Consider the following 24,151-nt stretch of genomic DNA (forward strand, 5'->3'; position numbering starts at 1 on the left):
GCGCCCTGGTGGTTCGCCCTGGGCACCCGCACCCGGTGGGCCAGTTGGCGCCGGGCGCTCTCCGGGACCTCTGCCGCTGCCTGCCGGTCACCGGCGAAGTCGCGTGCCCGTGCACGGTCATGTCCGACCCCCGCTTTTATGATCTTGAGGGCGCAATGTAGCAGGGGACCGTGGCACGAACGCGGCACGGGGCGCTCCGAGTGTTCGCCTCCCTGCCTGGTCGCCAGATCAAGGGCCCTGTGTGCACGGGCGCGCCCAGAGTACTGACCGGGGTCCCGGCGGCCTGCCGGGACCCCGGTCGCGTCGGTCACCGCACGGCGGTCGGCCTGCGTGACAGCCTCGTCGCCTTGTCGAGGTCGGTCAGCGGGCGCAGCCGGTAGGTGTAGGAGTAGTCGCGGTTCGGGAACAGCTTGTACTCGTCGTGGGTGTGGGCGCCCCAGCTGTTGTCGCCGCCCACTCCCATCTGCCGGTGGCTGAGCCGTAGGACGACCTCGTCGCGCGGCGTCAGCTGGTAGTCGTGCCGCGCGCCCACCGACAGGTCCTCCGGCGTGAAGTGCGACGCACTGACCTCCAGGAAGGGCTCACCCGAGACCAACAGCCCACGGCCGTCGCGGCCGGTCAGGGCCACCCATCGGACGTCGGTCCTGTTGCCGTTCTCCTGGGGGCGGATGTGGGGCTCCCACTGCCCGGAGACGGTCCCGGAGTAGCGGCCCACGTCGGTGCCGTTGTTGCGGTCCCAGTGGTTCTCCTCGGGGCCGCGCCCGTAGTAGTGCAGCCGCTCCAGGCGGCCGGGCAGGAAGAGGAGGGTGCCGACCTCGGGGATGTAGGGCAGCGAGGCCGCGCCCGGATGCAGTGTGTTGTCGACCCTGATCTCACCGTTGCCGAAGACCGTGTAGGTGGTGGTGTACGTCGACTCCGTGGTCGTCGGCAGTGTGCCGCTGACCTTGATCTCGACTGCCCTGTCCCGCAGGCCGCGCACCCCGACGCCGCTGACCTTGCGTTCCGCGCCGGCGTCACGCCAGGTCTGGTTGCGGACGTGCTGGCCGTTGCCCTTGTCGTTGTCCGTCGGCGCCCGCCAGAAGTTCGGTGCGGGACCGGAGGCGATCAGCTGAGCGCCGCGGACCCGGTACGACGTGATGACGCCGCTCTTTTTGTCGACGGCGACGGAGAAGCCCTCTCCCCGGACCGTGACCGCCTCGTCCCCGTCCTCGTAGGTGAGCGCCGGGACCCCGTCCAGCGGCAGCGGCGTCACCGCCGGGCTGCCCGCGTCGACGGCGAGTTGCTGTTTGGCCACCTCGAAGCCGGCCTTCGCCCATTTCGTCGTCTCCTTCGTGGTGAAGGAGAGTTCCAGGAAGTACTCGGTGCCCGGCTCCGGATTGCCCGGCACCTTGAAGGGCACGGTGACGTCCTTGCCGGACAGCGGCGCGACGTCCAGCTGGGCGCGGTTCAGCTTCCCGCGCTGCACCACCCGGCCGTCGGCGAGGAGCGCCCAACGGCCGTCGAACTCACGGAGGTTGGTGAACAGGTTCTCGTTGGTGAGTGTGACGGCCGCGCCGGGGGCGAGCCGGTCGCCGGTCGCCGGGGCGGCGTTGATCGCCTGGTAGATGCGTTTGACCTCGGCTGCTTTGCCGGTGTGCCGGCGGTCGGCCGTGACGATGCCGTCCGCGACGAAGTTGAAGTCGTTGGGGTTGTCGCCCCAGTCGCCGCCGTACGCGAAGAACGTCTTCGCCTTCGGCCGCTTCTCGGTGACCGCGACCGTCGCCGCGTCGAACCAGAAGCGCACTGCGTCGTCACCGGGACGACGGCTGTCGGAGGACAGCTCGGCGGCGCTCAGGGCGCGGGCGTAGACGCGGGCGCGCCGAACAGTGCCGCTGAACTCCCGGCTGGGGTTGTCCATGTCGGTGGCGAGCGCGAGGGAGGCGGTGTTCTTGGCGGGCTTCTGGGTGGTGGTGCGGGTCGCCTTCACCGCTCCGTCGACGTAGAGGGTGAGTGTGCCCGCGTCCGCGTCGAACACGCCCGCGACGTGATGCTCGGTGCCGGTCCAGTCGTCGGGCAGCGGCCAACTCGCCGTGACCCACTGGCCGCCGCCGTAGATGAAGAACTCGAGCTTGTTGTCGGACTGCTTCAGGGCGTACTGGGTGTCGCCCTTGGCGATGATCGGCTGGTGGTAGCCGAGGATCCTGGGGGTGATCCACGCCTCCAGCGTGAGGGAACCGGTGAGGTCGAGGCTCGGGTCGCGGGCGAAGACCGTGCCGCCCGACACGCCTTCGGCACGGTCGAAGGTGCCGCTCGGCGCGAGGATCTCGCCGCGCAGGGAACCCGGGCCGGCCTCGGTGAACTGCTGGCGCACCGGGGTGGGCCAGCTCAGCGACTGGTCGACGAAGTCCCAGATCCAGCCGCCCTGGAGGACGGGATAGCGGCGGATCAGGTCCCAGTACTTCTTGAAGTTGCCGTTGGAGTTCCCCATCGCGTGGGAGTACTCGATCATGACGTACGGCCGGGTGTCGGCGGTGTCCTTCGCCCGGGACTCGACGCGCGAGGGACTGTCGTACATCTCCGAGCGGATGTCGCTGATCGTCGGCCGGTCGTCGCCCTCGTACTGGACGACGCGCGTGGTGTCGTACGACTTGATCCAGTCGCGCATCGCGACGAAGGTGCTGCCGCCGCCGGCCTCGTTGCCGAGCGACCAGATGACCACGCAGGCATGGTTCTTGTCGCGGTGGACCATGTTCTGGGCACGGGCCACGCATGCCTTGGACCAGTCGGCGTGGTTGCCCGGGTACTCGCCGCGAATGCCGTGGGTCTCCAGGTTGGTCTCGTCGACCAGGTAGAGGCCGTACTCGTCGGCGAGTTCGTACCACAGCGGGTTGTTCGGGTAGTGCGAGGTGCGGACGCTGTTGATGTTCATCCGCTTGATGACCTCGATGTCCTCGACCATGTCCGCGCGGGTGAGCGCCATGCCGCGGTCGGGGTGCATCTCGTGCCGGTTGGTGCCCCGGAAGGAGACGGGTTTGCCGTTGATGCGCATCAGGCCGTCCCTGAGCGCGAACTCGCGCAGACCGACGCGGTGGGACAGCGTCTCGATCAGCCTTCCGGCCGGATCACGCAGTCGCAGGACGGCCGTGTAGAGACAGGGGTGCTCGGCCGACCAGAGTTTCGGAGCGGGGACGTCCTTCTCCGCCCGCACGGTCACGTCCTCGCCGACGGCGCCCACGTCGACACGCTGTTGGAGAGGACGGGACCAGACCGGGTGCCCCGCCGCGTCATACAGCTGCGTCTCGACGGTGTACCGCCCGGCGCCGTCATCCGCGTAGGCACGCACGCTCGCGGTCACCGACAGGGCGGCCGCCTTGTACCCGTCGCTCAGGGGCGTGTCGAGCTTGAAGTCTCGCAAGTGCACGACCGGGGTGGAGTACAGGTAGACCGAGCGGAAGATGCCGCTCAGCCGGATCATGTCCTGGTCCTCCAGCCAGTCGCCGTCGGAGTAGCGGTACACCTCGACCGCGATCTGGTTGGTGCCGGGCCTGAGGTGCTTGGTGATGTCGTACTCGGCGGGGGTGAAGGAGTCTTCCTTGTAGCCCACCAACTCGCCGTTGATCCACACGTAGTGGGCGGACTTGACGCCCTCGAAGTGCAGGAAGGTGCGCCGCCCCGACCAGTCCTTCGGGACCGTGAAGGTGCGCCTGTACTGGCCGACGGGGTTGTAGCGGGTGGGCGCGGCGGGCGGCTGCGGGTCCTCGCCGAGGCCGTTGGGGCCCCAGTAGGGGTACGTGATGTTGACGTAGATCGGGAAGTCGTAGCCGTGCAACTGCCATACCGAGGGGACCGGGATGGTGTCCCAGTCGCGGTCGTCGACGTCGGTGCGGTAGAAGTCGGCGTCGCGGTCGTCGGGCCGGTCCGCGTAGGCGAACTTCCACTTGCCGTCGAGGCTCAGGCGGTACGGCGAGCGGGTGCGGTCGGCGGCCAGGGCCTGTCTGACGTCCGCGTAGGGCATCAGCGTGGTGTGCGGCGGCTCGGCGCCGACCTCGAACAGGTCGATGTGCCCGTTCCACTCCGGGGAGTCGGCCGCTTTGCCGGCCCCGTCGGCCGCCTGCACCGCCGCGGCGGACGATCCGGACAGGGCGAGCGCGCCGAGGACGGCGGCCCCGCCCTCCAGGAGACGGCGCCGGCTGACGGGCACACCGTGGGGGTGGGACGCGTGGCCGACAGGAGACTCGGGAGCGTGCGGCATGACGTGGCCTTCCTCGGGACGGCAGAGCGCGAGCACTGTGTGGCTTGAGGGAACGTCAGATCCTGTGCGGTGCTGTTGGGAAACCGGACGCACACTAGGATGTGAACACACGCGAAGCAATGATGCTGTCGATGTTTGTGTGTTCCTGACGGGTCCTGCCGTCGACGTTGGCCGAATCCCGGCCGTCCCCCGCCCGCGGCTCGCTACGCGGCCTCCCCTGCCGAGGCGACCTCTGCCGCGACTTCGGCCGCGACCTCCGCCCTCCCGCCGGGCCCCTGCTCGAACTGCGTCCGGTACAGCTCCGCATAGCGTCCCCCGGCCGCCAGCAGCGCGTCGTGCGTACCGCGTTCGACGATCCGGCCGGCCTCGACGACCAGGATCAGGTCCGCCGACCGCACGGTGGACAGCCGGTGGGCGATCACGACCGCGGTCCTGCCCCGAAGCGCCTCGGTGAGGGCCTCCTGGACGGCGGCCTCCGAGGTGTTGTCGAGGTGGGCGGTGGCCTCGTCGAGGATGACGACGCGTTGGCGGGCCAGCAGCAGCCGCGCGATGGTCATGCGCTGGCGTTCGCCGCCGGAGAGCCGGTAGCCGCGCTCGCCGACCACGGTGTCCAGGCCGTCGGGCAGGGACCGGACGAGATCGTCGAGTCGGGAGCGGCCCAGGGCGTCCCAGAGTTCGGTGTCGGTGGCGGTGGGGCGGGCCAGCAGCAGGTTGGCGCGGACGGTGTCGTGGAAGAGGTGGCCGTCCTGGGTGACCATGCCGAGGGTGGAGCGCAGGGACTCGGCGCTCAGGTCGCGCACGTCCACGCCGCCGACGCGCACGGCGCCCTCGTCGACGTCGTAGAGACGCGGCAGCAGCTGGGCGACGGTCGACTTGCCGGCGCCGGAGGAGCCGACCAGGGCGACGGTCTGTCCGGGTTCGGCGCGGAAGGAGATGCCGTGCAACACCTCGGCGCCGCCGCGGGTGTCGAGGGTCGCCACCTCCTCCAGGGAGGCGAGGGAGACCTTGTCGGCGGACGGGTAGCCGAAGCGGACGTCGTCGAACTCCACCGACACCGGGCCGTCCGGGACCTTCCTCGCGTCCGGTTTCTCCTCGATCAGCGGCTTGAGGTCGAGCACCTCGAAGACCCGCTCGAAGCTGACCAGGGCGCTCATGACCTCGACGCGGGCGCCGGCCAGCGCGGTCAGCGGCGCGTACATCCGGGTCAGCAGCAGGGCCAGCGAGACGACGGCACCCGGCTCCAGCGTGCCGCGCAGGGCGAACCAGCCGCCGAGGCCGTAGACGAGGGCGAGGGCCAGGGCGGACACCAGGGTGAGCGCGGTGATGAACACCGACTGGGCGGTGGCCGTCCGGACGCCGATCTCCGCCACCCGCCCGGCCCGGCTCGCGAACTCCTCCGACTCCTCCTGCGGGCGTCCGAAGAGCTTGACGAGTGTGGCGCCGGGGGCCGAGAAGCGCTCGGTCATGCGGGTGCCCATCGCCGCGTTGAGGGTGGCCGCCTCCCGCTGCATCCCGGCCATGCGGTGGCCCATGCGCCGGGCCGGGAACACGAACACCGGCAGCAGGACGAGGGCGAGCAGGGTGATCTGCCAGGACAGGGTGAGCATGACGGCGACCGTGAGCAGCAGGGTGACGAGGTTGCTGACCACGCCGGACAAGGTGTTGCTGAAGGCGCGCTGGGCGCCGATCACGTCGTTGTTGAGTCGGGAGACGAGCGCTCCCGTACGAGTACGTGTGAAGAACGCGACCGGCATGCGCTGCACATGATCGAACACAGCCGTCCGCAGATCGAGGATCAGTCCCTCGCCGAGGGTGGCCGACAGCCGCCGGGCGAGGATCCCGAGGGCTGCCTCGACGAGCGCGATAAGGGCGATCAGCAAGGCCAGGCGGACGACGGTGCCCTCGTCGTCACCCGTCACGATCGCGTCGACGACATGACCGGCGAGTACCGGGGTCGCGACGGCGAGCAGGGCGGTCATCATCCCGAGCACGACGAAGAGCGCGATCCTGCGGCGGTGCGGGCGGGCGAACGCGCCGATGCGGCGCAGCGTGGCGCGGGCGAACGGACGCCGCTCCCGCTGGGCGTTCATGACGCTGTACAGCTGTGTCCAGGCTGTGGTCTCCATGCTCATGGAGAGGACCGTAGAACCTCAAGCGACGTTGAGGTCAATTCTTTTCCTGTCGCGGCAGGCCGGCCCTGCCGTATGGGCGGCTTCGCGACGATCGGCAGCCGTCCGCAGCCGGTCCGTAAGGCGCCGTCCCCGCGGCCGCAACCCGCCGTTGGCGCGGCGTGGAGAACCTCTCCGGATGTGACAGCCGTACGACTCCCCGCGGGACGCCTGGTCAGGCGGCTCCCGCTGCGCCGGATACTGTGCCTGCTCCCGCTCGTCCTCGTCGTCGTGGTCGCGGTGCGGAACCGGGCCGTGCTCGCCGAGGGCATCGGCCATCTGGCGACGGCCAAGTGGCCCTGGCTCCTCGCGGCGGCCTGTGTCACCTGTCTGACCTGGGTGGCTGCGGCGGTGACCCGGCAGGGTGCCGTGGTCGACCCGCTGCCCCCACTGCGGCTGCTCGTCACGCAGTTCGCGGCGGGCTCGGCCAACCATCTGCTGCCCACCGGGCTCGGTGCGAGCGCGGTCAATCTGCGTTTCATGACGGTGTGCGGGCTGCCGCTCGCCCGTTCCTCGGCGGCGCTGGCGCTGTATCTGCTCGCGGAGAGCGTGGCCCGGGTCGGCCTGCTGGCCGCGCTGCTCATCGCCTTCCCGCACGCCCTGCGGCTCGGGCCGCTTCTTCCGGACGGCGCCTGGGGTCCGCTGCTGCTGATCATCGGGGCGGCGGCGCTCGTGGTCGTGGCCGTCTTCGTGCTCGTACGCCGGCTGCGCACCGCCGTGCTGTCGTTCCTGCGGACCGCGCTGGGCGAGGCGCGCTCGGTCCACACCCGGCCCTCACGGGCGCTGGCGTTGTGGGGCGGCTCCCTGGCCTTTCCGGCGCTGCAGGCGGCCGGGCTGGTCCTGGTCGGCCTCGCGCTGGGGCTGGACGTGCCGCCGGCCCACATGGCGCTCGCGTACCTCGCGGCGACCGTCGCCGTCGCCCTCGTGCCCACGCCGGGCGGGATCGGCTCGGTGGAGGCGGCGCTGATCCTGGCGCTGGTGGCGGCGGGCGGCCCGGTGGCGGTGGCGACGGCGGTGGTGCTGGCGTACCGGATCATCACGGTGTGGCTGCCGCTGCTGCCGGGGGCGTTGACGCTGGGTGCGCTGGTGCGGTGGAAGGTGATCTGAATGGACGGTTCGGGTGGACGGTGAATTGAGCGGCCGGTTCGGGTGGACGATGAACTGAGCGGCCGGTTGCGGTGGAAGGTCATGTGACCGGCCAGTAACGTGCGGGGTCCGACCCACCGAAAGGGGCCCGCCATGCCGGTCCGTGTCGAGCGCCAGGGACACGTCAGTACCGTCGTCCTCTCCCGGCCCGAGGTCCGTAACGCGGTCGACGGCCCCACCGCCGCCGAACTCGTCGCCGCCTTCCGCCAGTTCGAGGCCGACGACGAGGCACGGGTGGCGGTGCTGTGGGGTGAGGGCGGCACGTTCTGCGCCGGAGCCGACCTCAAGGCGCTGGGCACCGAGCGGGGCAACCGGGTCACCGAGGAGGGTGACGGGCCGATGGGGCCGACCCGGATGCGGCTGTCGAAGCCGGTGATCGCGGCGGTCGCCGGGCATGCCGTGGCCGGTGGCCTGGAGCTGGCCCTGTGGTGCGACCTGCGGGTCGCCGAGGAGGACGCCGTCTTCGGGGTGTTCTGCCGCCGCTGGGGCGTGCCCCTGATCGACGGCGGCACGGTACGGCTGCCCCGGCTGATCGGCACGAGCCGCGCGCTGGACATGATCCTGACGGGCCGGGCGGTACCCGCGAGCGAGGCCTACGACATCGGGCTCGCCAACCGCGTGGTGCCGAGCGGACGCGCCCGCGCCGAGGCGGAGGAGCTGGCCGCCGAGATCGCGCGGTTCCCGCAGGCGTGTCTGCGCGCCGACCGCGCCTCGGTGCTCGACCAGGAAGGGCTGGACGAGGCGGCCGCGATGCGGGGTGAACTCCGGCACGGCAGGGGTGTGCTGACGGAGAGCATGGAGGGCGCGGCGCGCTTCGCCTCCGGCGCGGGGCGGCACGGGTCGTTCACCGACATGTGACAACGCGCCCTCGAAGCCACCGCCGGTTCCGGGGAGAATGCCCGAAAGCGACCTATGCGGCCGTCCGCCCGACGATCCTGGCACGAACACGTGTACCCGATACGGCAGGATGAGCCCTCGCGCCGGTCTCGGGGGATGGGGTGGCCGGTGCGACGGCACATCGCGGAATCGAGCAGGTGACAACGTGACGAGACTTCACATCCGGCCGTCGGCGAAGGGGTTCGCCGCAGCCTTTGTTTCCGGAGGTGGCCGGTGAACCGGGCGCTCACCGTGGACGACCTGGTCGTCGCCGGGATCGCGGTGGCCGCGGGGCTGCTCGCCGCCTTCCTGCTGCGGATGCTGCTGCGCTGGCTGGGCAAGCACGCCGACCGCACCCGCTGGAGCGGCGACGACCTGATCGTGGACACCCTGCGGACCGTGGCGCCGTGGGCGGCCTTCCTCGGCGGCGCGGCCTCCGCGGGGGCGGCGCTTCCGCTGACCCGGACGGTCCAGCACAACGTCAACCAGATCCTGACCGTGCTGCTCATCTTCGTCGTGACGCTGGCGGTGGCCCGCGGGATCGCCGGGCTGATGCGGACGGTCACCCAGTCCCGGCCCGGTGTCGCCGGGTCGGCCACGATCTTCGTCAACATCACCCGGATCCTGATCCTGGCCATCGGCTTCCTGGTGGTGCTCCAGACGCTGGGCATCTCGATAGCGCCGCTGCTCACCGCCCTGGGCGTCGGCGGTCTGGCGGTCGCGCTCGCCCTGCAGGACACGCTCGCCAACCTCTTCGCGGGCATCCACATCCTCGCCTCCAAGACCGTCCAGCCCGGCGACTACATCCGGCTGAGCAGCGGCGAGGAGGGCTATGTCGAGGACATCAACTGGCGACAGACGACGGTCCGCAACCTGTCGAACAACCTGGTCGTGATCCCCAACGGGGAGCTCGCGAAGACGAACATGACCAACTTCATGCGCCCCGAGCAGCAGTTGACGATCCTGGTCCAGGTCGGCGTCGCCTACGACAGCGACCTGGACCATGTCGAGCTGGTGACGAACGAGGTCATCGGCCAGGTGATGGCCGAGGTCGAGGGAGCGGTGCCGGACCACGAGCCGATCATCCGCTTCCACACCTTCGGCGACTCCCGGATCGGTTTCACGGTGATCCTGGGCGTCGGCGAGTTCAGCGACCAGTACCGGATCAAGCACGAGTTCATCAAGCGCCTGCACCGGCGCTACCGCAAGGAGGGCATCCGCATCCCGGCGCCGGCGCGCACGGTGGCGATCCAGCAGGGCACGCTGGCGATCCCGCAGCAGCGCGGCCCCGAGGAGGCGGACGAGATGCCTCCCGTCCGCCTCGACTGACGTGCCCGAACGTGCCTACAGGGTGGCCGAGTTCTCGTGGTGGCGGCTGCCCTCGCGGCTGTGCGGCGCGGCGAGCGACGGGTTCACCGGGGTGACCGTCCAGTCCGGGTGCCCCGGCATCCGCGGCGTCTTCGTGCCGTACAGCCAGTCCCGCAGGAATCCGGTCAGATCCCGGCCGGAGACCTCGGAGGCGACGGCAGTGAAGTCGTCCGTCGACGCCGAGGAGTTGCGGTACCGGTCGAGGAAGGCCCGCTCAAGAGCGTTGAAGGCCTGCTCGCCGACGAGGTTGCGCAGCGCGTACAGGACCAGGACGCCGCCCAGGTAGCGCTGGCTGTCGAAGAGGTTGACCGCGTTGGGCGCCGCGACCGGCCCCGAGTCGTGGCGCCACTGGTCGCCCTTCGCGTAGGTGTCCTTCATCCGGGCTTCCATGGTGGTCATGCCCAGGGAGTCCGGCCAGCCCCGCTCGTAGCGGTACAGCAGCCCGTAGAAGTCGGCGTGGCCCTCGTTGATCCACAGGTCGGCCCAGGTGGCGGGGCTGACACTGTTGCCGAAGTAGGAGTGGACCAGCTCGTGCATCATGTGCGAGCCGATCTTCGACTCCTCCTGGAGCAGGTAGTTCGGCTTGTAGATGGTGAGGGTCTGGGTCTCCAGGCCGGTGAAGTCGAAGGCGTTCGGGGCGTCGGAGTTGCAGGGCAGCAGGCCGTACGTCTCGAAGGGGTAGGCCCCGAGCCGCGCCTCCAGCCACGCGACCAGGTTCGGCGTCAGCGCGAGCGCCGGTTCCAGTGCCTCGGCGCGCGCGACCGGGACGACGTCGCGCAGCGGGAGGCCGTGCGGGCCCTGCCGGTCCTTGATCACGTAGTCGCCGACCGTGATCTGCACCAGCTCGGTGGCCATGGGCTCGCGGGAGCGGTACGTGTACGCGGTGCGGCCGCCGGAGAGGCTCTCGGTGCGTTCGAGCAGGCCGGTGGCCACGCCGCTGAGGCCGCCGGGGACGGTTATGCGGAACGTGAAGTCGGCCTTGTCGGAGGGGTGGTCGTTGCACGGGAAGACGGTGTGGGCCAAGTTCGGCTGGCAGCAGACCGCGAACCCGTCCAGCGTGTCGACCCAGCCGGTGAGCGGCTGCGGAATACGGCGCGGGTCCGCCGAGTACTCGACGCACACGGTCACCCAGGACTTGTTCGGCAGCGTCCGTGCAGGCGTGATGCGCACCTTCTCGGCCACCTGCTCGTACGTCGCCGTGCGGCCGCCGACGCGTACGGAGCGGATGTCGAGGCCGAGGGAGTCGAGGGAGAGGCGGGACAGCGCCTGGGTGGTGCGGATCTTCAGGGTCGCGGTGGCGTCGACCAGCCGCGTCGTGGCGTCGTAGGAGAAGTCGAGGTGGTAGGCGGTGACGCGGTAGCCGTCGTTGCCGAGGGCCGGGTAGACGGGGTCGCCGAGGGTCTCGGGGCCCGGAGTGCCGTGGGTCCTGGCGGCCGACGTCCCCGTGCTCGTCGGTGCCGCGAGGGCGGAGGGGGCGGCGGTGAGGGCCGCTGCCGTGCCGATCAGGGCGGCCGCGGGGGCCGTCACTCTGCTGCGATATCTCATGGTCCGCTTTCGCTGGGGCGGCCGGATGGTCAGGCCCGGCCACCGGATCGGTGATCTCCCTTCATGACTCTGGGACCGTCCGATCCGGTTGCACGGAGGTGACTCCTCCGTTTGCGTGGATCCGCTATCCCGGCCGACTTCCCGCACCCGTGTGCGGACCCCTGTCGAGCCGAGGTCGATCACGAGATATCTTGATGTCGAGCAATGTTGCAGACGTGGAGCGGAGCACCCGGTGACTGACTCGACCATCATCTATACGCACACTGACGAGGCCCCGGCCCTGGCGACGTATTCCTTCCTGCCGGTGGTCCAGGCGTACGCCTCGCAGGCGGGTGTCACCGTGGAGACGCGTGACATCTCGCTGGCCGGCCGCATCATCGCGGTGTTCCCGGAGTACCTGGCCGAGGACCAGCGCATCCCGGACGCCCTCGCCGAGCTCGGTGAGCTCGCGAAGACGCCCGAGGCCAACATCATCAAGCTGCCGAACATCTCGGCGTCGATCCCGCAGCTCAAGGCGGCCATCGCCGAGCTCCAGGGCCAGGGCTACGCGCTGCCGAACTACCCGGACGACCCGAAGACCGACGAGGAGCGGGAGATCCAGGCCCGCTACGACAAGGTCAAGGGCTCCGCGGTGAACCCGGTCCTGCGTGAGGGCAACTCCGACCGGCGCGCCCCCGCCTCGGTCAAGAACTACGCCAAGACCCACCCGCACCGCATGGGCGCCTGGACCTCCGAGTCCAAGACCAACGTGGCGACCATGGGCCAGAACGACTTCCGCTCCACCGAGAAGTCCGCCGTGATCTCCGAGGCCGGCGCGCTGAGGATCGAGCACGTCGCCGAGGACGGCACCACCACCGTCCTGCGCGAGTCCGTACCGGTTCGCGCCGGTGAGGTCGTCGACGCCTCCGTCATGCGCGTCGCCGCGCTGCGCGAGTTCCTGACGGCGCAGATCGCCCGGGCCAAGGCCGAGGGCGTGCTGTTCTCCGTGCACCTCAAGGCCACGATGATGAAGGTCTCCGACCCGATCGTCTTCGGTCACGTCGTGCGCGCCTTCTTCCCGAAGACCTTCGAGAAGTACGGCCAGGCACTCGCGGCCGCCGGTCTCTCCCCGAACGACGGTCTGGGCGGCATCCTCAAGGGCCTGGACGCGCTGCCGAACGGCCGCGAGATCAAGGCGTCCTTCGAGGCGGAGCTCGCCGAGGGCCCGGAGCTGGCCATGGTCGACTCCGACCGGGGCATCACCAACCTGCACGTGCCGTCCGACGTGATCGTGGACGCCTCGATGCCGGCCATGATCCGCACCTCCGGCCACATGTGGGGCCCCGACGGCCAGGAGGCCGACACCCTCGCGGTGCTGCCGGACTCCTCCTACGCGGGCGTCTACCAGGCCGTGATCGAGGACTGCCGTGCCAACGGCGCCTACGACCCGTCGACGATGGGCTCGGTCCCGAACGTCGGCCTGATGGCGCAGAAGGCCGAGGAGTACGGCTCCCACGACAAGACCTTCGAGATCAAGGCGGCCGGTACGGTCCGTCTGGTCGACCAGGCCGGGAACGTCGTCATCGAGCAGCCGGTCGCCGAGGGCGACATCTTCCGTGCCTGCCAGACCAAGGACGCGCCGATCAAGGACTGGGTGAAGCTGGCCGTCACCCGCGCCCGCGCCACCGGCGACCCGGCCGTCTTCTGGCTGGACGAGACCCGCGCGCACGACGCCAACCTGATCGCCAAGGTCAACGCGTACCTGCCGGAGCACGACACCGAGGGCCTGGACATCCGCATCCTCGCCCCGGTCGACGCCACCAAGCTGTCGGTGGAGCGCATCCGCCGTGGCGAGAACACCATCTCGGTCACGGGTAACGTCCTGCGCGACTACCTCACCGACCTCTTCCCGATCCTGGAGCTGGGCACCAGCGCCAAGATGCTTTCGGTCGTCCCCCTGATGGCGGGCGGCGGCCTGTTCGAGACGGGCGCCGGCGGCAGCGCGCCGAAGCACGTCCAGCAGCTGGTCAAGGAGAACTACCTGCGCTGGGACTCCCTCGGTGAGTTCTTCGCCCTGGTGCCGTCCCTGGAGCAGTACGCGACCGCCACCGGCAACACCCGTGCGAAGGTCCTCGCCGACACCCTCGACCGCGCCACGGCGACCTTCCTCAACGAGGACAAGTCCCCGACCCGTCGCGTGGGCGGCATCGACAACCGCGGCAGCCACTTCTACCTGTCCCTGTACTGGGCGCAGGAGCTGGCCGCGCAGACCGACGACGCGGACCTGGCGAAGGCCTTCGCCCCGCTCGCCGAGACGCTCGCGGCCAACGAGCAGAAGATCGTCGACGAGCTGAACGCCGTCCAGGGCAAGCCGGCCGAGATCGGCGGCTACTACCAGCCCGACCCGGCCAAGGCCGCCGCGATCATGCGCCCGTCCGCCGCCTGGAACGAGGCGCTCGCGTCCCTGAGCTGACGCACCCCGCCCCTGGACTCCGCCCCGGCAGACACCTCGTCCGCCGGGGCGGAGCCGTGCTCCGGCGGAGGGCCACGGCGCTCACCAGTCCCGGGTGGCGATCAGCTCCTCAGCGTCCACGTCCGCGAAGCCGTAGGCATGGGCCACGAACCAGAACTCCTCGCCTATCTCCTCACGGGCGACAGTCTCCAGCTCGCTGTCGGCGGCCCAGAACTCCTCCTGAAGGTCGTTGAACTCCTCGGTGGCCGCCTGTGTGAGTGCGTACAGCGCGGCCAGGTCGGCGGGCCGCTCGGTCTCGATGCGCTCGCACAGCCGCAGCAGGATCTCCCTGCCCCGGTCCACCAGGTGGTCGGGGTAGTAGTCGTCCTTGTACAGCATGCGCAGGAAAGAGTGCGCGCTCACCTGCTCGTTGCCGATGTTCATGCTGTGATGGTGCACCACGCCACTGACAACGCCCCGGGAGCAGCCGAAATGACCTCCGCCGTGCCGTCGTTCGAGTTGCTCCCCGGTGCCGGGGATTCGCCGGTGATCCTCCATGTGCCGCACTCGGCGCGGGAGATACCGCCCGAGGTGCGCGCGGGGATCGTGCTGGACGACGCCGCGCTGGAGCGGGAGCTGGACCACATCGTCGACGCGCACACCGCGGAGCTGGCGGCCGAGGCGGGCAAGGCGGCGCGGGTCACCCCGTGGCGGTTCGTGAACCGGCTGTCCCGGCTGGTCGTCGACCCGGAGCGGTTCCCGGACGAGCGGGAGGAGATGCTGGCCGTGGGCATGGGCGCCGTCTACACCCGGACCACGCACAAGGAGCCGCTGCGGCCCGCCGACGCCGACCCCGCCCCGCTCGTCGAGCGGTACTTCCGGCCGTACGCGCGGGCCATGACGGACGCCGTGACCGATCGTCTCGCCGGTACCGGCCGGGCCGTGATCATCGACGTCCACTCCTACCCGACCGCCCCGCTCCCCTACGAACTGCACGGCGCGGGCCCACGGCCCGCGGTCTGCCTGGGGACCGACTCCTTCCACACCCCGCCCGCCCTGCTCGCCGCCGCCCGGGAGGCGTTCGCCGAGTGCGGGGAGACGGGGCGCGACAGCCCGTTCAGCGGTACGTACGTCCCGCTGGAGTTCTACGGCAAGGAGCCCCGCGTCAACGCCCTGATGGTCGAGATCCGCCGGGACAGGTACATGGCGGAGCCGGGTGGTCCGGTCGGTTCCGGACTCACCCGGCTCGCGCGGGCGTTGGCGGCGCTGGTGGACGCCGTCTCCCCCTGACCCGAGGGTTCAGGCCCGCAGCCACTCCGTGACGACGACCTCGCCGCCGGTGCGCAGCCGCAGGGCGAACGGGCCGCCAGGCGGTACGTCGCTGGTGAAGCGGCCCATGTCGTCGGCGACGACCGGAACGGCCGTCTGCGGGCCGCCCAGCACCTCGATCCGGGCCTGCTGCGGCGGCAGCACCTGGCCCATCAGGCCCTGCGCGGTCACTTCCACGTCGACGGTCACCTCGCCCGCGCGGAAGGTCAGCATCCGCGGCACGTCCGTGGCCCCCCTGACCGGAATGGCGTCCACCACCGAGTCGAAGGTCAGCTCGGCGATCCGGGCGTCCAGGTCGTGCAGTGCGAAGGCCTCGACGGCGAGCTGCCGCAGCTGGGCCGGTACGGGGTCCAGGATGGTGGCGGCCTGGCGGAGTTCCTCCTCCAGCAGTTCCACGTCGAACCCGTCGTCGCCGAAGGGCTCCTCGCCCGTCACCTCGTCGTGCATGTCGTCGTTCACAGCGCTCCCCGTGCGTCGAGTCGGGCCCGAAGGCGGCGCAGGCAGCGCTGGCGCAGTGGCCCGATGCTGCCCACGGCGATGCCCAGTGCGGCGGACACCTCCTGGTAGCTGGGCGGCGGCGAGGCCATCAGGACGCGCAGCAACTGGCGGCAGCGCTCCCCGAGTTCCTCGAACTCCTGCCACATCCAGCGAATGCGCTCGGACTCGGCGGCGGCCTCCTCGGAGTCCAGGACCGACTGTTCGGGCGTACGGTCCTCACTGACCCGGTCCAGCAGCTGCGGATCGCTGGTCACGGTCAGCCGCCGCAGGCTCTTGAGCACCTTCAGGCACTCGTGCCGTGCGGTGCTGGCGAGCCATGAGCCGGCCTTCTCGGGTTCGCGGATCCGCCCGAGGTGCTGGGCGAAGCGGAACCACACGGTCTGGTACACCTCATGGGCGTCGGCGTCCCCCAGCCGGTGGGCGCGCACGACAGACCACACCAGTGGGCTCAGCCCTTCCACGAGCGCCTTCCAGGCCGCCGCGTCACCGTCGACGGCGGACTGGACCAACGCACCGACATCTGCACGGTCCACAGTCCCACCCCTCGTGTACGGCAAGTCATCGTACGCCGCGGAGGGGACGGTTCCGACCCTCATGAGCGAGGAGCCGGCGGTGTGACGGAGACAGGGTGCCAGGTCGGGGGGCGAAGAGCCGGTACATGCGCCCCCCGCACCTCCGCGTACGCCGAGTTCGCGGCGAGCATCTTGTACCGGGCGACCCGCGGGTCGCGCTCGGACTGCGCGCTCATGTGGGCGGCGATCATGCCGGCGACGAGGGGCGTGGCGAACGAGGTGCCGCTCCACTGCGCGTAGCCCTCGAACATCACCTGGTCGGGCTCCGCGGCACCACCCGACTCGCTCAACACGCCGGTGTGGCGCGGGGAGAGGCAGGTGCAGGCGTAGCCGAAGCCGTAGCGGCAGGCGTCGTAGGTGGAGTGCTGGTACACGTACGGCACGGGTCCGTCGAAGCCGGTGAGGGCGCTGGTGAGGCGCTCGCCGGGGGCGTACACCTTCACCCAGCCGCCATGGTTGCTGAAGCAGGCGCCGAACTCGCCGTCGCCGCGCAGCGCTCCGACCGACAGCACGACGTCCTGGAAGTCGGGCAGGTCGGCGTAGGCGGCCGGCCAGAACGGCGTGGCGCTGCCGTTGTTGCCGGCCGCCGCGACGAGCAGGGTGCGCTGGTCGCGCAGTTCCCGCATGAAGGCCTCGACGCCGAGGAGGCCGTCGGTGCGGCCGTTGGAGGTGCCGGCGGAGAGGCTGAGGATGTCGGGCCAGCCGCCCGCGTCGACGGCCTCGAAGAGCTTCTCGCCGAACTCGGACTCCAGGATGGCGCCCGCGTCCTGCAGGGTGTTGCGGACCGTGATGTCGGTGTTGGGCGCGACGGCGGCGACAAGCCCGGCGATGAAGGTGCCGTGGCCGACGTACTGACGGAGCACGCCTTGGTCGTCGCACTCCTGGACCTGGAAGTCGCCCTCGGTGTGGGCGAACAGCGGGAAGGAGCGGTAGTCGTGCGTGAGGCCGGTGTCGATGACGAGGACGCCGACGGCGCTGTCCGGGGCGTGGGCGCCCTCGGCGGCCGTGGGGTTGGTGCCGTCGGCGAGCGCGGCGGGCGCGGGTTCGTCGCCGGGACAGGAGTTGACGCCTCCCGTGATCCCCACGAGGTGGTTGCGGCTGACCAGCCGCCGTCCGGCCCGGCCCTCGGTCTCCCGCAGGGCGCGCAGGGCGTGCGCGACCGTGGGGTCGCCGCTGCGGTCGCCGGTGCCGGGGTCGCCGACCTGGATCCGGGTGATGCCCGAGCGGTTGGTCTGCGGGCCCGCGCGACGCACATGGTCCTGGACCAGGTCGGGGTCGGCGGTGAAGTGCGCCCGGACGGTGTCCTCCACGACACGGGCGTCCTCGCCGTCGCGGACCAGCACGTAGCCCTTCTCGTAGATGAACTCGGCGGAGTCGTCCGGTCCCATCGCGAGGGGGACGTCGGGCATGGTGCGCTGGATCTGCTCGAACTGCTCGTGGAATCGCTGTGGTGCCATGGCGGGTCCTCCCCCTGAGGCGGCGTTCGTCAGTCAGATCCGTGCGGTCGCCGATTGATACAGCGCCAAACCGGTGTGGCACGGTTCCGGTGCAACTACCATCCGTGGAGTGACAGCGGGAAGCGACTCGGTTCTCGAACTGCTGCCGATGGTGTTCGCCGCCCCGAACGACGCGCTGGCGAGGGCGGAAGAGGTGCTCGACGCCGATCCGTCGCCGTTGCACGCCTCCGTCGCCCACCAGGTGATCGGCATCTGGCAGCGGGACTGGGGCGACATGCGCATCGCCCTGAATCACCTGCGGCGTGCCCGGGATCTCGCGGCACGCGCGGAGTCGGCCGACCGGGAGGCGGACGTCCTGGCCGCGCTCGGCGTCGCGCTGGTGCACGCGGGCCGCACCCAGCAGGGGCTGGCCGCGCTGGAGCGCGGGGTCGAGCGGGGCAGCGGGCACACCCGCGCGCGCGTGTTGTTCCGCCGGGCCTACGCGCGCTGGGTGCTCGGCCAGCACCGGGAGGCGCTGGAGGACGTGCGCCGGGCGATACCCGTGCTGCGGCAGATGGACGACGTGATCTGGACGGCGCGGGCGCTGACGCTGCGCGCGACCGTGCACCTGGCGCTCGGTGCGGTGGACCGGGCGGACGCCGACTTCACCTCGGCGGAGGCGCTGTGGGACACCACGGGCCAGGAGCACGACAAGGCCGACGCGGTGGAGAGCCGGGGGCTCGCCGCTTTCCGGTCGGGCGACATCCCGGCGGCGCTGCGGCTGCTGGACGAGGCGGAGGAGCGGTACGCGAAGCTCGGCACGCCTACGTTCATGCTGAACATCCGCCGCTGCGAGGTGCTGATGGCCGCGGGGCTGGCGCCGGAGGCGTTGGCCGAGGCCGACGCGGCGATCGGGGTGCTCGACGGCATCGGCGGTCAGTCCACCCGCAAGGCCGAGCTGCTGCTGGCCGCCGCGCGTGCCGCCCGGCTGGCGGGGGACGCGCACACCGCCATCGCCCGTGCCGACATGGCCGTACGGCTGTTCGCCGGGCAGCGGCGCAGCTGGTGGGAGACGCATGCCCGGCTGGTGCTGATCGAGGCGCGGGTGGCGGCGGGGCGCAGTTCGGGGCGGCTGGTGGCCGACACGGCGGCCGTCGCGGAGCGGCTGGCCTCCTTCGGCGCGCCGGCCGCGCCGGAGGCCTCGCTGCTCGCGGGCCGGATGGCGCTCGCCCTGGGCTGGCGGGCCGACGCCGAGCGGCATCTGCGCGACGCCGCCCGCAGCAGACGCAGCGGGCCGCCGCTGGCGCGGATGACGGGCTGGGCGGCGCAGGCGCTGCGGGCGCGGGCGGCCGGGTCGGGGCGCGGTGTCCTGGAGGCCTGCCGGCGCGGCCTGGACGTGCTCGACGCGCACCGGATGACGCTGGGCGCCTCGGAGCTGCGGGCGCGCGCGACCGCGCAGGGCGCCGAGCTCGCCGCGCTGGCCCAGCAGGCCAGCCTCGACTCCGGCAGTCCGCGCCGGCTGCTGGTGTGGAGCGAGCGCTGGCGGGCCACCGCGCTGTCGACACCGCCGACCCGCCCGCCGGCCGACCCCGAGCTCCAGAGCGACCTGACGGCGTTCCGGGAGATCGCGGCGCGCGCCGAGGAGGCCCGCAGCGAGGACCGGCCGATTCCGGCGCTGGAGCGTGAACAGCGGCGCCTGGAGCGGGAGATACGCTCCCGGACCCTGCACCTGCGCGGGGACACGCCCGGCGACGGCTACCGCTTCGACCCGGGCCGGCTGCTGGAGCGGCTGGACGAGGACGACGTGCGTCTGGTCGAACTGGCGGTGCTGGACGGGCGGGTGCAGGTGCTGCTGTGCGGGCAGGGGCGGGTGCGTCGGTACGAGGCCGGGTTGCTGGCCGACGCGGAGACCGAGGCCGAGCATGTCCAGGCCGGGCTGCGGCGGCTGGCCCACCCCGGTGCGGAGGGGCGGCTCGCGGTGGTGGAGGCCGCGGGGCGGTGCCTGGAGAAGCTGCTGCTCGGCCCGGCCGCGGCCCATCTGGGCGACGGCCCGGTCGTCGTCGTGCCGCCGGCCCGGCTGCACCGGGTGCCGTGGGCGTTGCTGCCGTCGCTGCGGGAGCGGGTGCTCAGCGTGTCGCCGTCGGCGAGCAGTTGGCTGCGTGCCCGGGAGACCGAGGCGCCGGCGGGCGGTCGCCAGGTGCTGGTGCGGGGGCCGGGCCTGGCGACGGGCGGGGCGGAGGTGCCGCATCTGGCCGGGCGGTACGGCGGTGCCGTCGTCCTGGAGCACGCCGACGCGCGCGTGCCGCGTGTGCTGGAGGAGCTGGACGGTGCCGCGCTGGCCCACATCGCCGCGCACGGCACGTTCCGGGCGGACAGTCCCTTGTTCTCGTCGCTGCGGATGGCGGACGGGCCGATCGTCGTGCACGACTTCGAGCGCCTTGACCGCAGCCCGTACCGGATCATCCTGTCCTGCTGCGACACCGCACGGTTCGCCTCCGTCGGCGCCGACGAACTGCTCGGCCTGGTCACCGCCCTGCTGCCGCTCGGCACGGCGGGGGTGGTGGCGTGCACGGCGCCGGTCAACGACGCCGCGGTGGTGCCGCTGATGCTCGCCCTGCACAAGGGGCTGAGCGAGGGGCTGTCCCTGGCGGAGGCACTGCGCGACGCGCGGGCGGCGCTGCCGGGCGACGCGCTGCACCAGGCGACGGGGTGGGCGTTCTCGGCGTTCGGCGCGGCCTGAGGCTTCGGTGGGACGTTCGAGTCCCTTACGCCGGCTGCGTGTCCGGCAGCGCCACCAGCCACGGCAGGGCGCCGCGGTCACTCGCGCCGAGGCGCGCGTAGGCGCTGTACAGGTGGTTGCCGACGGTGCGCACGGACAGGGTGAGCCGCTCGGCGATCTGCCGGTTGCTCAGGCCCGTGGCCGCCAGGTCGACGATCTGCCGTTGCCGGGCGGTCAGTTCGCCGAGGACGAGCCCGGAGAGCGCGGGGGTGCGGGCGCCCTGGCAGCGGCGGGCCAGGGTGACGGCACGCGTGCGTGAGGTGCGCGCGGCACTGGGGTCGCGGTGGGCCCGTACGGCCTGGGCGTGCGCCTCGGCGGCGAACAGCAGGAAGCCGCGCTCCTCCAGTTCGCCGGCCACCCGGTCCAGCGCGGGGCCGTCGGCGCGGTCGAGCGCGTCGGCGTGCGCGGCGAAGACACCGGTCAGCCGGCCCGCGGCGCGCTCGGGGACTCCGAGGCGGACGGCGTCGTACGCGTCGTCGGTGAGGGCCTCGTCGTCCCCGTCGGCGTCGCCGCGGGCCGTTGCCGGCCGGGTGACCGCCCCACCCCCGTGGGAGCGGCCACCCAGGATCGTGAGCGCGGTCGGCGTGTCGCCCAACTGCGCTGCGGTGAGGGTGAGTTCGAGGCGGCAGGACGAATCGTCACGGTGCTCCCGCAGCCCCTCCCGCGCCCATGCGGCCGCTTCCCGCAGCTCCCCGCGCAGCCGCGCGAACCGGGCGCGTACGGCCGCGTATCCGGCCGGCACCGGTGCGCCCTCTCCGACCAGCCACTCCCCCACGGGCGTCGGCATGGCCCGTACGTCCGCCTCCTCGATGCGGCGGGTCAGCTCGGCCCGCTCGGCGTCGAGGGCGGGTGTCCACCGGTCCGGCGTACGGGACAGCCGCCTCGCCCGCAGCCGGCCGGCCGCGGCCCGCAGCACCGGGCCGTGCAGGGGGTGGGCGAGGCGGACGGCGCCCTGGTCGTCGACGTGGACCAGGGAGCCGGCCTCCAGGTGCTCCAGGGCGCGAAGGGGGAGTTCGTCCAGGTGCAGGGGGAACGGCTCGGCGAAGGCGAGGCGTTCGAGGGTCTCGCGCTCGTCGGGGCTGCCGCGGTCGAGGACGTGTGCGGTGCGCTCACGTACGGCCGCGGTGACCGGCACGGGACCGCGCCACGCCCACTCGTCCGAGTCCGGGACGCGGGTGAGGAGCCCGCGCTCGCGTGCCCCGGTCACCAGGTCGCGCAGCAGCCGCAGGTCGCCGCGGCACAGGCGGTGCAGCCGGTTCACGGTGAGCGGCTCCAGGGTGCCGCCGCCGGTTCCGCCGGCCAGCAGCAGGCCGGTCTCCTCGCGGGGCAGGGGCTCCAGGGTGAGACGGGGCAGGAGGTCGCCGGTCCACAGGCGGGAGATCGCGCCCGGGACCGGGGCGCCGTCGGTGGTGACGACCAGGAGGCGGGTGCGTCCGTGCACCGCCAGCTGGTGGACCAGGGCGGCGGAGGCGTCGTCGAGCAGATGCGCGTCGTCGACCAGGAGCAGCCGTACCCCGGACAGGTGCTGGAAGGCGCCGGGCAGGGAGGCCGACTCGGGGACGAGGTGCGCGAACGCGGCGAAGCGGATGCCCCGGGTCTCCGGGGTGCCGACCACTCGGGCCGAGTCGCCGCCGCGGACGGCCTCGGCGACGAGCCGGGTCTTCCCGCAGCCCGCCGGCCCGGTGATCACGATGCCGTTGCGACCGGCGGTCAGGGACCCGCGGACCAGGTCGAGTTCGTCCGCCCGGCCGGTGAAGGGCCAGGGCGTGTCCAGGGTCTTCGCGTCCCGTTCGAAAATCGTCACGGGAGTATGAGCGCGGTGACTCACCCTTGATACAGGGGTACTTGAGTAGCCCTCGACTCAGGCGCCCCGGGCGGGGCGACGGCACCCTGTTCGCATGACCGCACGGTACTGCTCCCTCGCGCAGCAGTCGGTCCCCGCGTTCGCGCCGGGACTGGCCGCCGAGAGGCTGCGTGCGCTCATCGGCGGAAGCCGGATGTGGGTCAACGGCACGGTGCTGCACTACTACTTCTTCGACCGGGACGGCGACGGGTCCGTGATCCCCGACCCGGGGACCGGCCGGAGCGGGCATGTCCCGTGGGCCGGCGGCAAGGAGCAGCGGGACGTCGTGCGCGAGTGCTTCGAGGAGTGGCAGGGCCTCGGCATCGGACTGTCGTTCGTGGAGGTGGGCGACCGGTCGGAGGCCGAGCTGCGCATCGGGTTCCAGCTGGGCGACGGCTCCTGGTCGCACATCGGCAAGGACGCCCTCGGGGTCGGTCTCAACGAGCGCACCATGAATTTCGGCTGGGATCTGACCGTGCCCGGGGAGCGCGGCACGGCCCTGCACGAGATCGGGCACGCGCTCGGCATGCTGCACGAGCACCAGAGTCCGTTCGCCGGCATCCACTGGGACGACGAGGCCGTGTACACCGATCTGGCGGGCCCGCCGAACTACTGGAGCCGGGACAGGACGTTCTTCAACATCCTGCGCAAGCTCGACCCCAACGAGGTCAACGGTTCCGTCTGGGACCCGCACTCGATCATGGAGTACCCGTTCTCGGCCGGGCTGATCCTGGAGCCGGAGCAGTTCCGCGCGGGCCTGAACCCGCCCGGCGTGCTGTCCAAGGCCGACAAGGAGTTCGTCCTGCGCTGGTACCCGCCGGCCGAGGCGACGGGTCCGTGTGAGCTGGTGCCGTTCCGTTCGGTGCCGCTGCGGCTCGGCCCGGCTCAGCAGGCCGACTTCGTCGTCGAGCCGCCTGAGACCCGCACGTACACGCTGGGCACCTTCGGCGACAGCGACACCGTCGTGGTGGTCTTCGAGGAACGGGACGGCGAACCCCGCTACGTGACCGCCGAGGACGACGGCGGCACCCCGCACAACGCGACCGTCCGCGCCCGTCTCGTCAAGGGCCGCCGGTATTTCGTCCGAGTGCGTCTCTATGCCAACTGGGGATCGGGGGAGACAGCGGTCATGTGCTGGTGACGGCACGGATCCGCTGACGCGCACGGACGCTGTTGTCCATGGTCCGGCGCCGGGGGAAACGCCGGCGTACGCCGCCTTCGGGGGAGGGCGACGTACGCCGGCCGTTCCATGTCCACACACCCGCTCGGGGGTGGACGGCGGGGATCTCTTCGTACAATTTGAACCCGAACGACACCGCTGTCCGACTCGCCCGCGGCGAAGGAGTGTGCCATGCCCGGCCAACGATCGATCACCGAAGCCGAGAAGCTGGCCGAGGCCAGGCTCGGCGGCATTCGGCTGCACCGGGAGCAGATGGCCGTCGTCGCCAACATCTACCGCGCGGCCTCGACGGTCCGGCAGCACCTGGAGAACTCGGTGCTGCGCGGGGCCGATCTGACCTGGACGGCGTTCGTGGTGCTGTGGGTGGTGTGGGTGTGGGGCGAGTCGGAGACCCGGCATGTCGCGGAGGAGGCCGGGATCTCCAAGGGGACGCTGACCGGGGTGGCGCGGACCTTGGAGGGACGGGGGCTGGTGCAGCGGGCCGGGCATCCGAGCGACGGCAGGCTGGTGCTGCTCAGCCTGACCGAGGAGGGTGAGGCGTTGATGCGGCGCCTGTTCCCGGCCTTCAACGAGGAGGAGGCGTTCGTCGCCGGGCAGCTGAGCGACGAGGAGTGCCGCAGCGTCGCGGAGGGGCTGCGCAAGGTGGTGCTCCAGGTCGAGGAGCAGGGCGAGGAGCGCCGCCTCGCCCTGCTCGACGGCGCCGAACCGGCACCGCGGCGCAGCGGGCGCCGGCCGCGGGCCTGAGCGGC

16 protein-coding genes are annotated in these 24,151 nt (G+C 71.8%); 8 read left to right on the top strand and 8 right to left on the bottom strand.

The window, feature by feature from the left end:
- Positions 1-307: 307 nt before the first annotated feature.
- Both ACZ4UU_RS39755 and ACZ4UU_RS39760 read right to left on the bottom strand, forming a co-directional pair.
- Complete coding sequence (locus tag ACZ4UU_RS39755) at positions 308-4,231, bottom strand: glycoside hydrolase family 2 TIM barrel-domain containing protein (RefSeq protein WP_471908298.1); 3,924 nt, start codon at positions 4,229-4,231, stop codon at positions 308-310.
- A gap of 203 nt (positions 4,232-4,434) precedes the next feature.
- Positions 4,435-6,357, bottom strand: a complete 1,923-nt coding sequence (locus ACZ4UU_RS39760) for an ABC transporter ATP-binding protein (protein WP_471908330.1) — start codon at positions 6,355-6,357, stop codon at positions 4,435-4,437.
- Between the two features lie 183 nt (positions 6,358-6,540).
- On the opposite strand from ACZ4UU_RS39760, the gene ACZ4UU_RS39765 reads away from it, so the two are divergent.
- From ACZ4UU_RS39765 to ACZ4UU_RS39775, 3 genes are all read left to right on the top strand, one after another.
- On the top strand, positions 6,541-7,506 hold the full coding sequence (locus tag ACZ4UU_RS39765; protein WP_471908299.1) for a lysylphosphatidylglycerol synthase transmembrane domain-containing protein: 966 nt from the start codon (positions 6,541-6,543) through the stop codon (positions 7,504-7,506).
- 132 nt (positions 7,507-7,638) lie between these two features.
- On the top strand, positions 7,639-8,403 hold the full coding sequence (locus tag ACZ4UU_RS39770; RefSeq protein ID WP_471908300.1) for a crotonase/enoyl-CoA hydratase family protein: 765 nt from the start codon (positions 7,639-7,641) through the stop codon (positions 8,401-8,403).
- 252 nt (positions 8,404-8,655) lie between these two features.
- Positions 8,656-9,750: a mechanosensitive ion channel family protein gene (locus ACZ4UU_RS39775; protein ID WP_471908301.1), complete on the top strand. Its 1,095-nt coding sequence runs from the start codon at positions 8,656-8,658 to the stop codon at positions 9,748-9,750.
- Positions 9,751-9,765: 15 nt separating this feature from the next.
- Here ACZ4UU_RS39775 and ACZ4UU_RS39780 read toward each other — a convergent pair whose 3' ends face one another.
- Positions 9,766-11,334: a M1 family metallopeptidase gene (locus ACZ4UU_RS39780; RefSeq protein ID WP_471908302.1), complete on the bottom strand. Its 1,569-nt coding sequence runs from the start codon at positions 11,332-11,334 to the stop codon at positions 9,766-9,768.
- 232 nt (positions 11,335-11,566) lie between these two features.
- Between ACZ4UU_RS39780 and ACZ4UU_RS39785 the strand changes: the two genes are divergently transcribed.
- Entirely contained in the window at positions 11,567-13,786 is a 2,220-nt protein-coding gene (locus tag ACZ4UU_RS39785) for an NADP-dependent isocitrate dehydrogenase (protein WP_471908303.1), read from the top strand.
- An 81-nt stretch (positions 13,787-13,867) separates the two neighbouring features.
- Here the strand turns inward: ACZ4UU_RS39785 and ACZ4UU_RS39790 are convergent, their stop codons facing one another.
- On the bottom strand, positions 13,868-14,209 hold the full coding sequence (locus tag ACZ4UU_RS39790; protein WP_471908304.1) for a DUF5713 family protein: 342 nt from the start codon (positions 14,207-14,209) through the stop codon (positions 13,868-13,870).
- Positions 14,210-14,257: 48 nt separating this feature from the next.
- Here ACZ4UU_RS39790 and ACZ4UU_RS39795 point away from each other — a divergent pair, with 48 nt between their 5' ends.
- Positions 14,258-15,055, top strand: coding sequence for an N-formylglutamate amidohydrolase (locus tag ACZ4UU_RS39795; protein ID WP_471908305.1), 798 nt, complete (start codon positions 14,258-14,260; stop codon positions 15,053-15,055).
- Between the two features lie 9 nt (positions 15,056-15,064).
- Here ACZ4UU_RS39795 and ACZ4UU_RS39800 read toward each other — a convergent pair whose 3' ends face one another.
- From ACZ4UU_RS39800 to ACZ4UU_RS39810, 3 genes are read right to left on the bottom strand one after another with little or no spacing between them, the layout of a single operon-like run.
- Entirely contained in the window at positions 15,065-15,541 is a 477-nt protein-coding gene (locus tag ACZ4UU_RS39800; protein ID WP_471908331.1) for a hypothetical protein, read from the bottom strand.
- 8 nt (positions 15,542-15,549) lie between these two features.
- Positions 15,550-16,125, bottom strand: coding sequence for an RNA polymerase sigma factor (locus ACZ4UU_RS39805; protein ID WP_234760956.1), 576 nt, complete (start codon positions 16,123-16,125; stop codon positions 15,550-15,552).
- A 59-nt stretch (positions 16,126-16,184) separates the two neighbouring features.
- Entirely contained in the window at positions 16,185-17,621 is a 1,437-nt protein-coding gene (locus tag ACZ4UU_RS39810; protein WP_471908306.1) for a S8/S53 family peptidase, read from the bottom strand.
- A gap of 148 nt (positions 17,622-17,769) precedes the next feature.
- Between ACZ4UU_RS39810 and ACZ4UU_RS39815 the strand changes: the two genes are divergently transcribed.
- Positions 17,770-20,340: a CHAT domain-containing protein gene (locus tag ACZ4UU_RS39815; RefSeq protein ID WP_471908332.1), complete on the top strand. Its 2,571-nt coding sequence runs from the start codon at positions 17,770-17,772 to the stop codon at positions 20,338-20,340.
- A gap of 25 nt (positions 20,341-20,365) precedes the next feature.
- On the opposite strand, the gene ACZ4UU_RS39820 is transcribed toward ACZ4UU_RS39815, so the two are convergent.
- Positions 20,366-22,183: a LuxR family transcriptional regulator AbsR2 gene (locus ACZ4UU_RS39820; RefSeq protein WP_471908307.1), complete on the bottom strand. Its 1,818-nt coding sequence runs from the start codon at positions 22,181-22,183 to the stop codon at positions 20,366-20,368.
- Positions 22,184-22,277: 94 nt separating this feature from the next.
- On the opposite strand from ACZ4UU_RS39820, the gene absR1 reads away from it, so the two are divergent.
- Together absR1 and ACZ4UU_RS39830 are read left to right on the top strand one after the other, a co-directional pair.
- A complete protein-coding gene (gene absR1, locus ACZ4UU_RS39825) occupies positions 22,278-23,363 on the top strand; it encodes a beta-glucuronidase AbsR1 (protein WP_471908308.1) in 1,086 nt (361 codons plus the stop codon).
- Between the two features lie 210 nt (positions 23,364-23,573).
- Positions 23,574-24,146 (top strand): MarR family winged helix-turn-helix transcriptional regulator, encoded by a 573-nt coding sequence (locus ACZ4UU_RS39830; protein WP_471908309.1) that lies wholly within the window; start codon positions 23,574-23,576, stop codon positions 24,144-24,146.
- Positions 24,147-24,151 lie beyond the last annotated feature (5 nt).

It is taken from the genome of Streptomyces sp. NPDC028907, from assembly GCF_055564995.1.

What these genes read in the sequence shown, in the direction of transcription:
- ACZ4UU_RS39755 (WP_471908298.1), bottom strand. Translation starts at nt 4,231, where the DNA reads ATGCCGCACGCTCCCGAGTCTCCTGTCGGCCACGCGTCCCACCCCCAC.
- ACZ4UU_RS39760 (WP_471908330.1), bottom strand. Translation starts at nt 6,357, where the DNA reads ATGGAGACCACAGCCTGGACACAGCTGTACAGCGTCATGAACGCCCAG.
- ACZ4UU_RS39770 (WP_471908300.1), top strand. Translation starts at nt 7,639, where the DNA reads ATGCCGGTCCGTGTCGAGCGCCAGGGACACGTCAGTACCGTCGTCCTC.
- ACZ4UU_RS39780 (WP_471908302.1), bottom strand. Translation starts at nt 11,334, where the DNA reads ATGAGATATCGCAGCAGAGTGACGGCCCCCGCGGCCGCCCTGATCGGC.
- ACZ4UU_RS39790 (WP_471908304.1), bottom strand. Translation starts at nt 14,209, where the DNA reads ATGAACATCGGCAACGAGCAGGTGAGCGCGCACTCTTTCCTGCGCATG.
- ACZ4UU_RS39795 (WP_471908305.1), top strand. Translation starts at nt 14,258, where the DNA reads ATGACCTCCGCCGTGCCGTCGTTCGAGTTGCTCCCCGGTGCCGGGGAT.
- ACZ4UU_RS39800 (WP_471908331.1), bottom strand. Translation starts at nt 15,541, where the DNA reads ATGCACGACGAGGTGACGGGCGAGGAGCCCTTCGGCGACGACGGGTTC.
- ACZ4UU_RS39810 (WP_471908306.1), bottom strand. Translation starts at nt 17,621, where the DNA reads ATGGCACCACAGCGATTCCACGAGCAGTTCGAGCAGATCCAGCGCACC.
- ACZ4UU_RS39815 (WP_471908332.1), top strand. Translation starts at nt 17,770, where the DNA reads ATGGTGTTCGCCGCCCCGAACGACGCGCTGGCGAGGGCGGAAGAGGTG.
- absR1 (WP_471908308.1), top strand. Translation starts at nt 22,278, where the DNA reads ATGACCGCACGGTACTGCTCCCTCGCGCAGCAGTCGGTCCCCGCGTTC.
- ACZ4UU_RS39830 (WP_471908309.1), top strand. Translation starts at nt 23,574, where the DNA reads ATGCCCGGCCAACGATCGATCACCGAAGCCGAGAAGCTGGCCGAGGCC.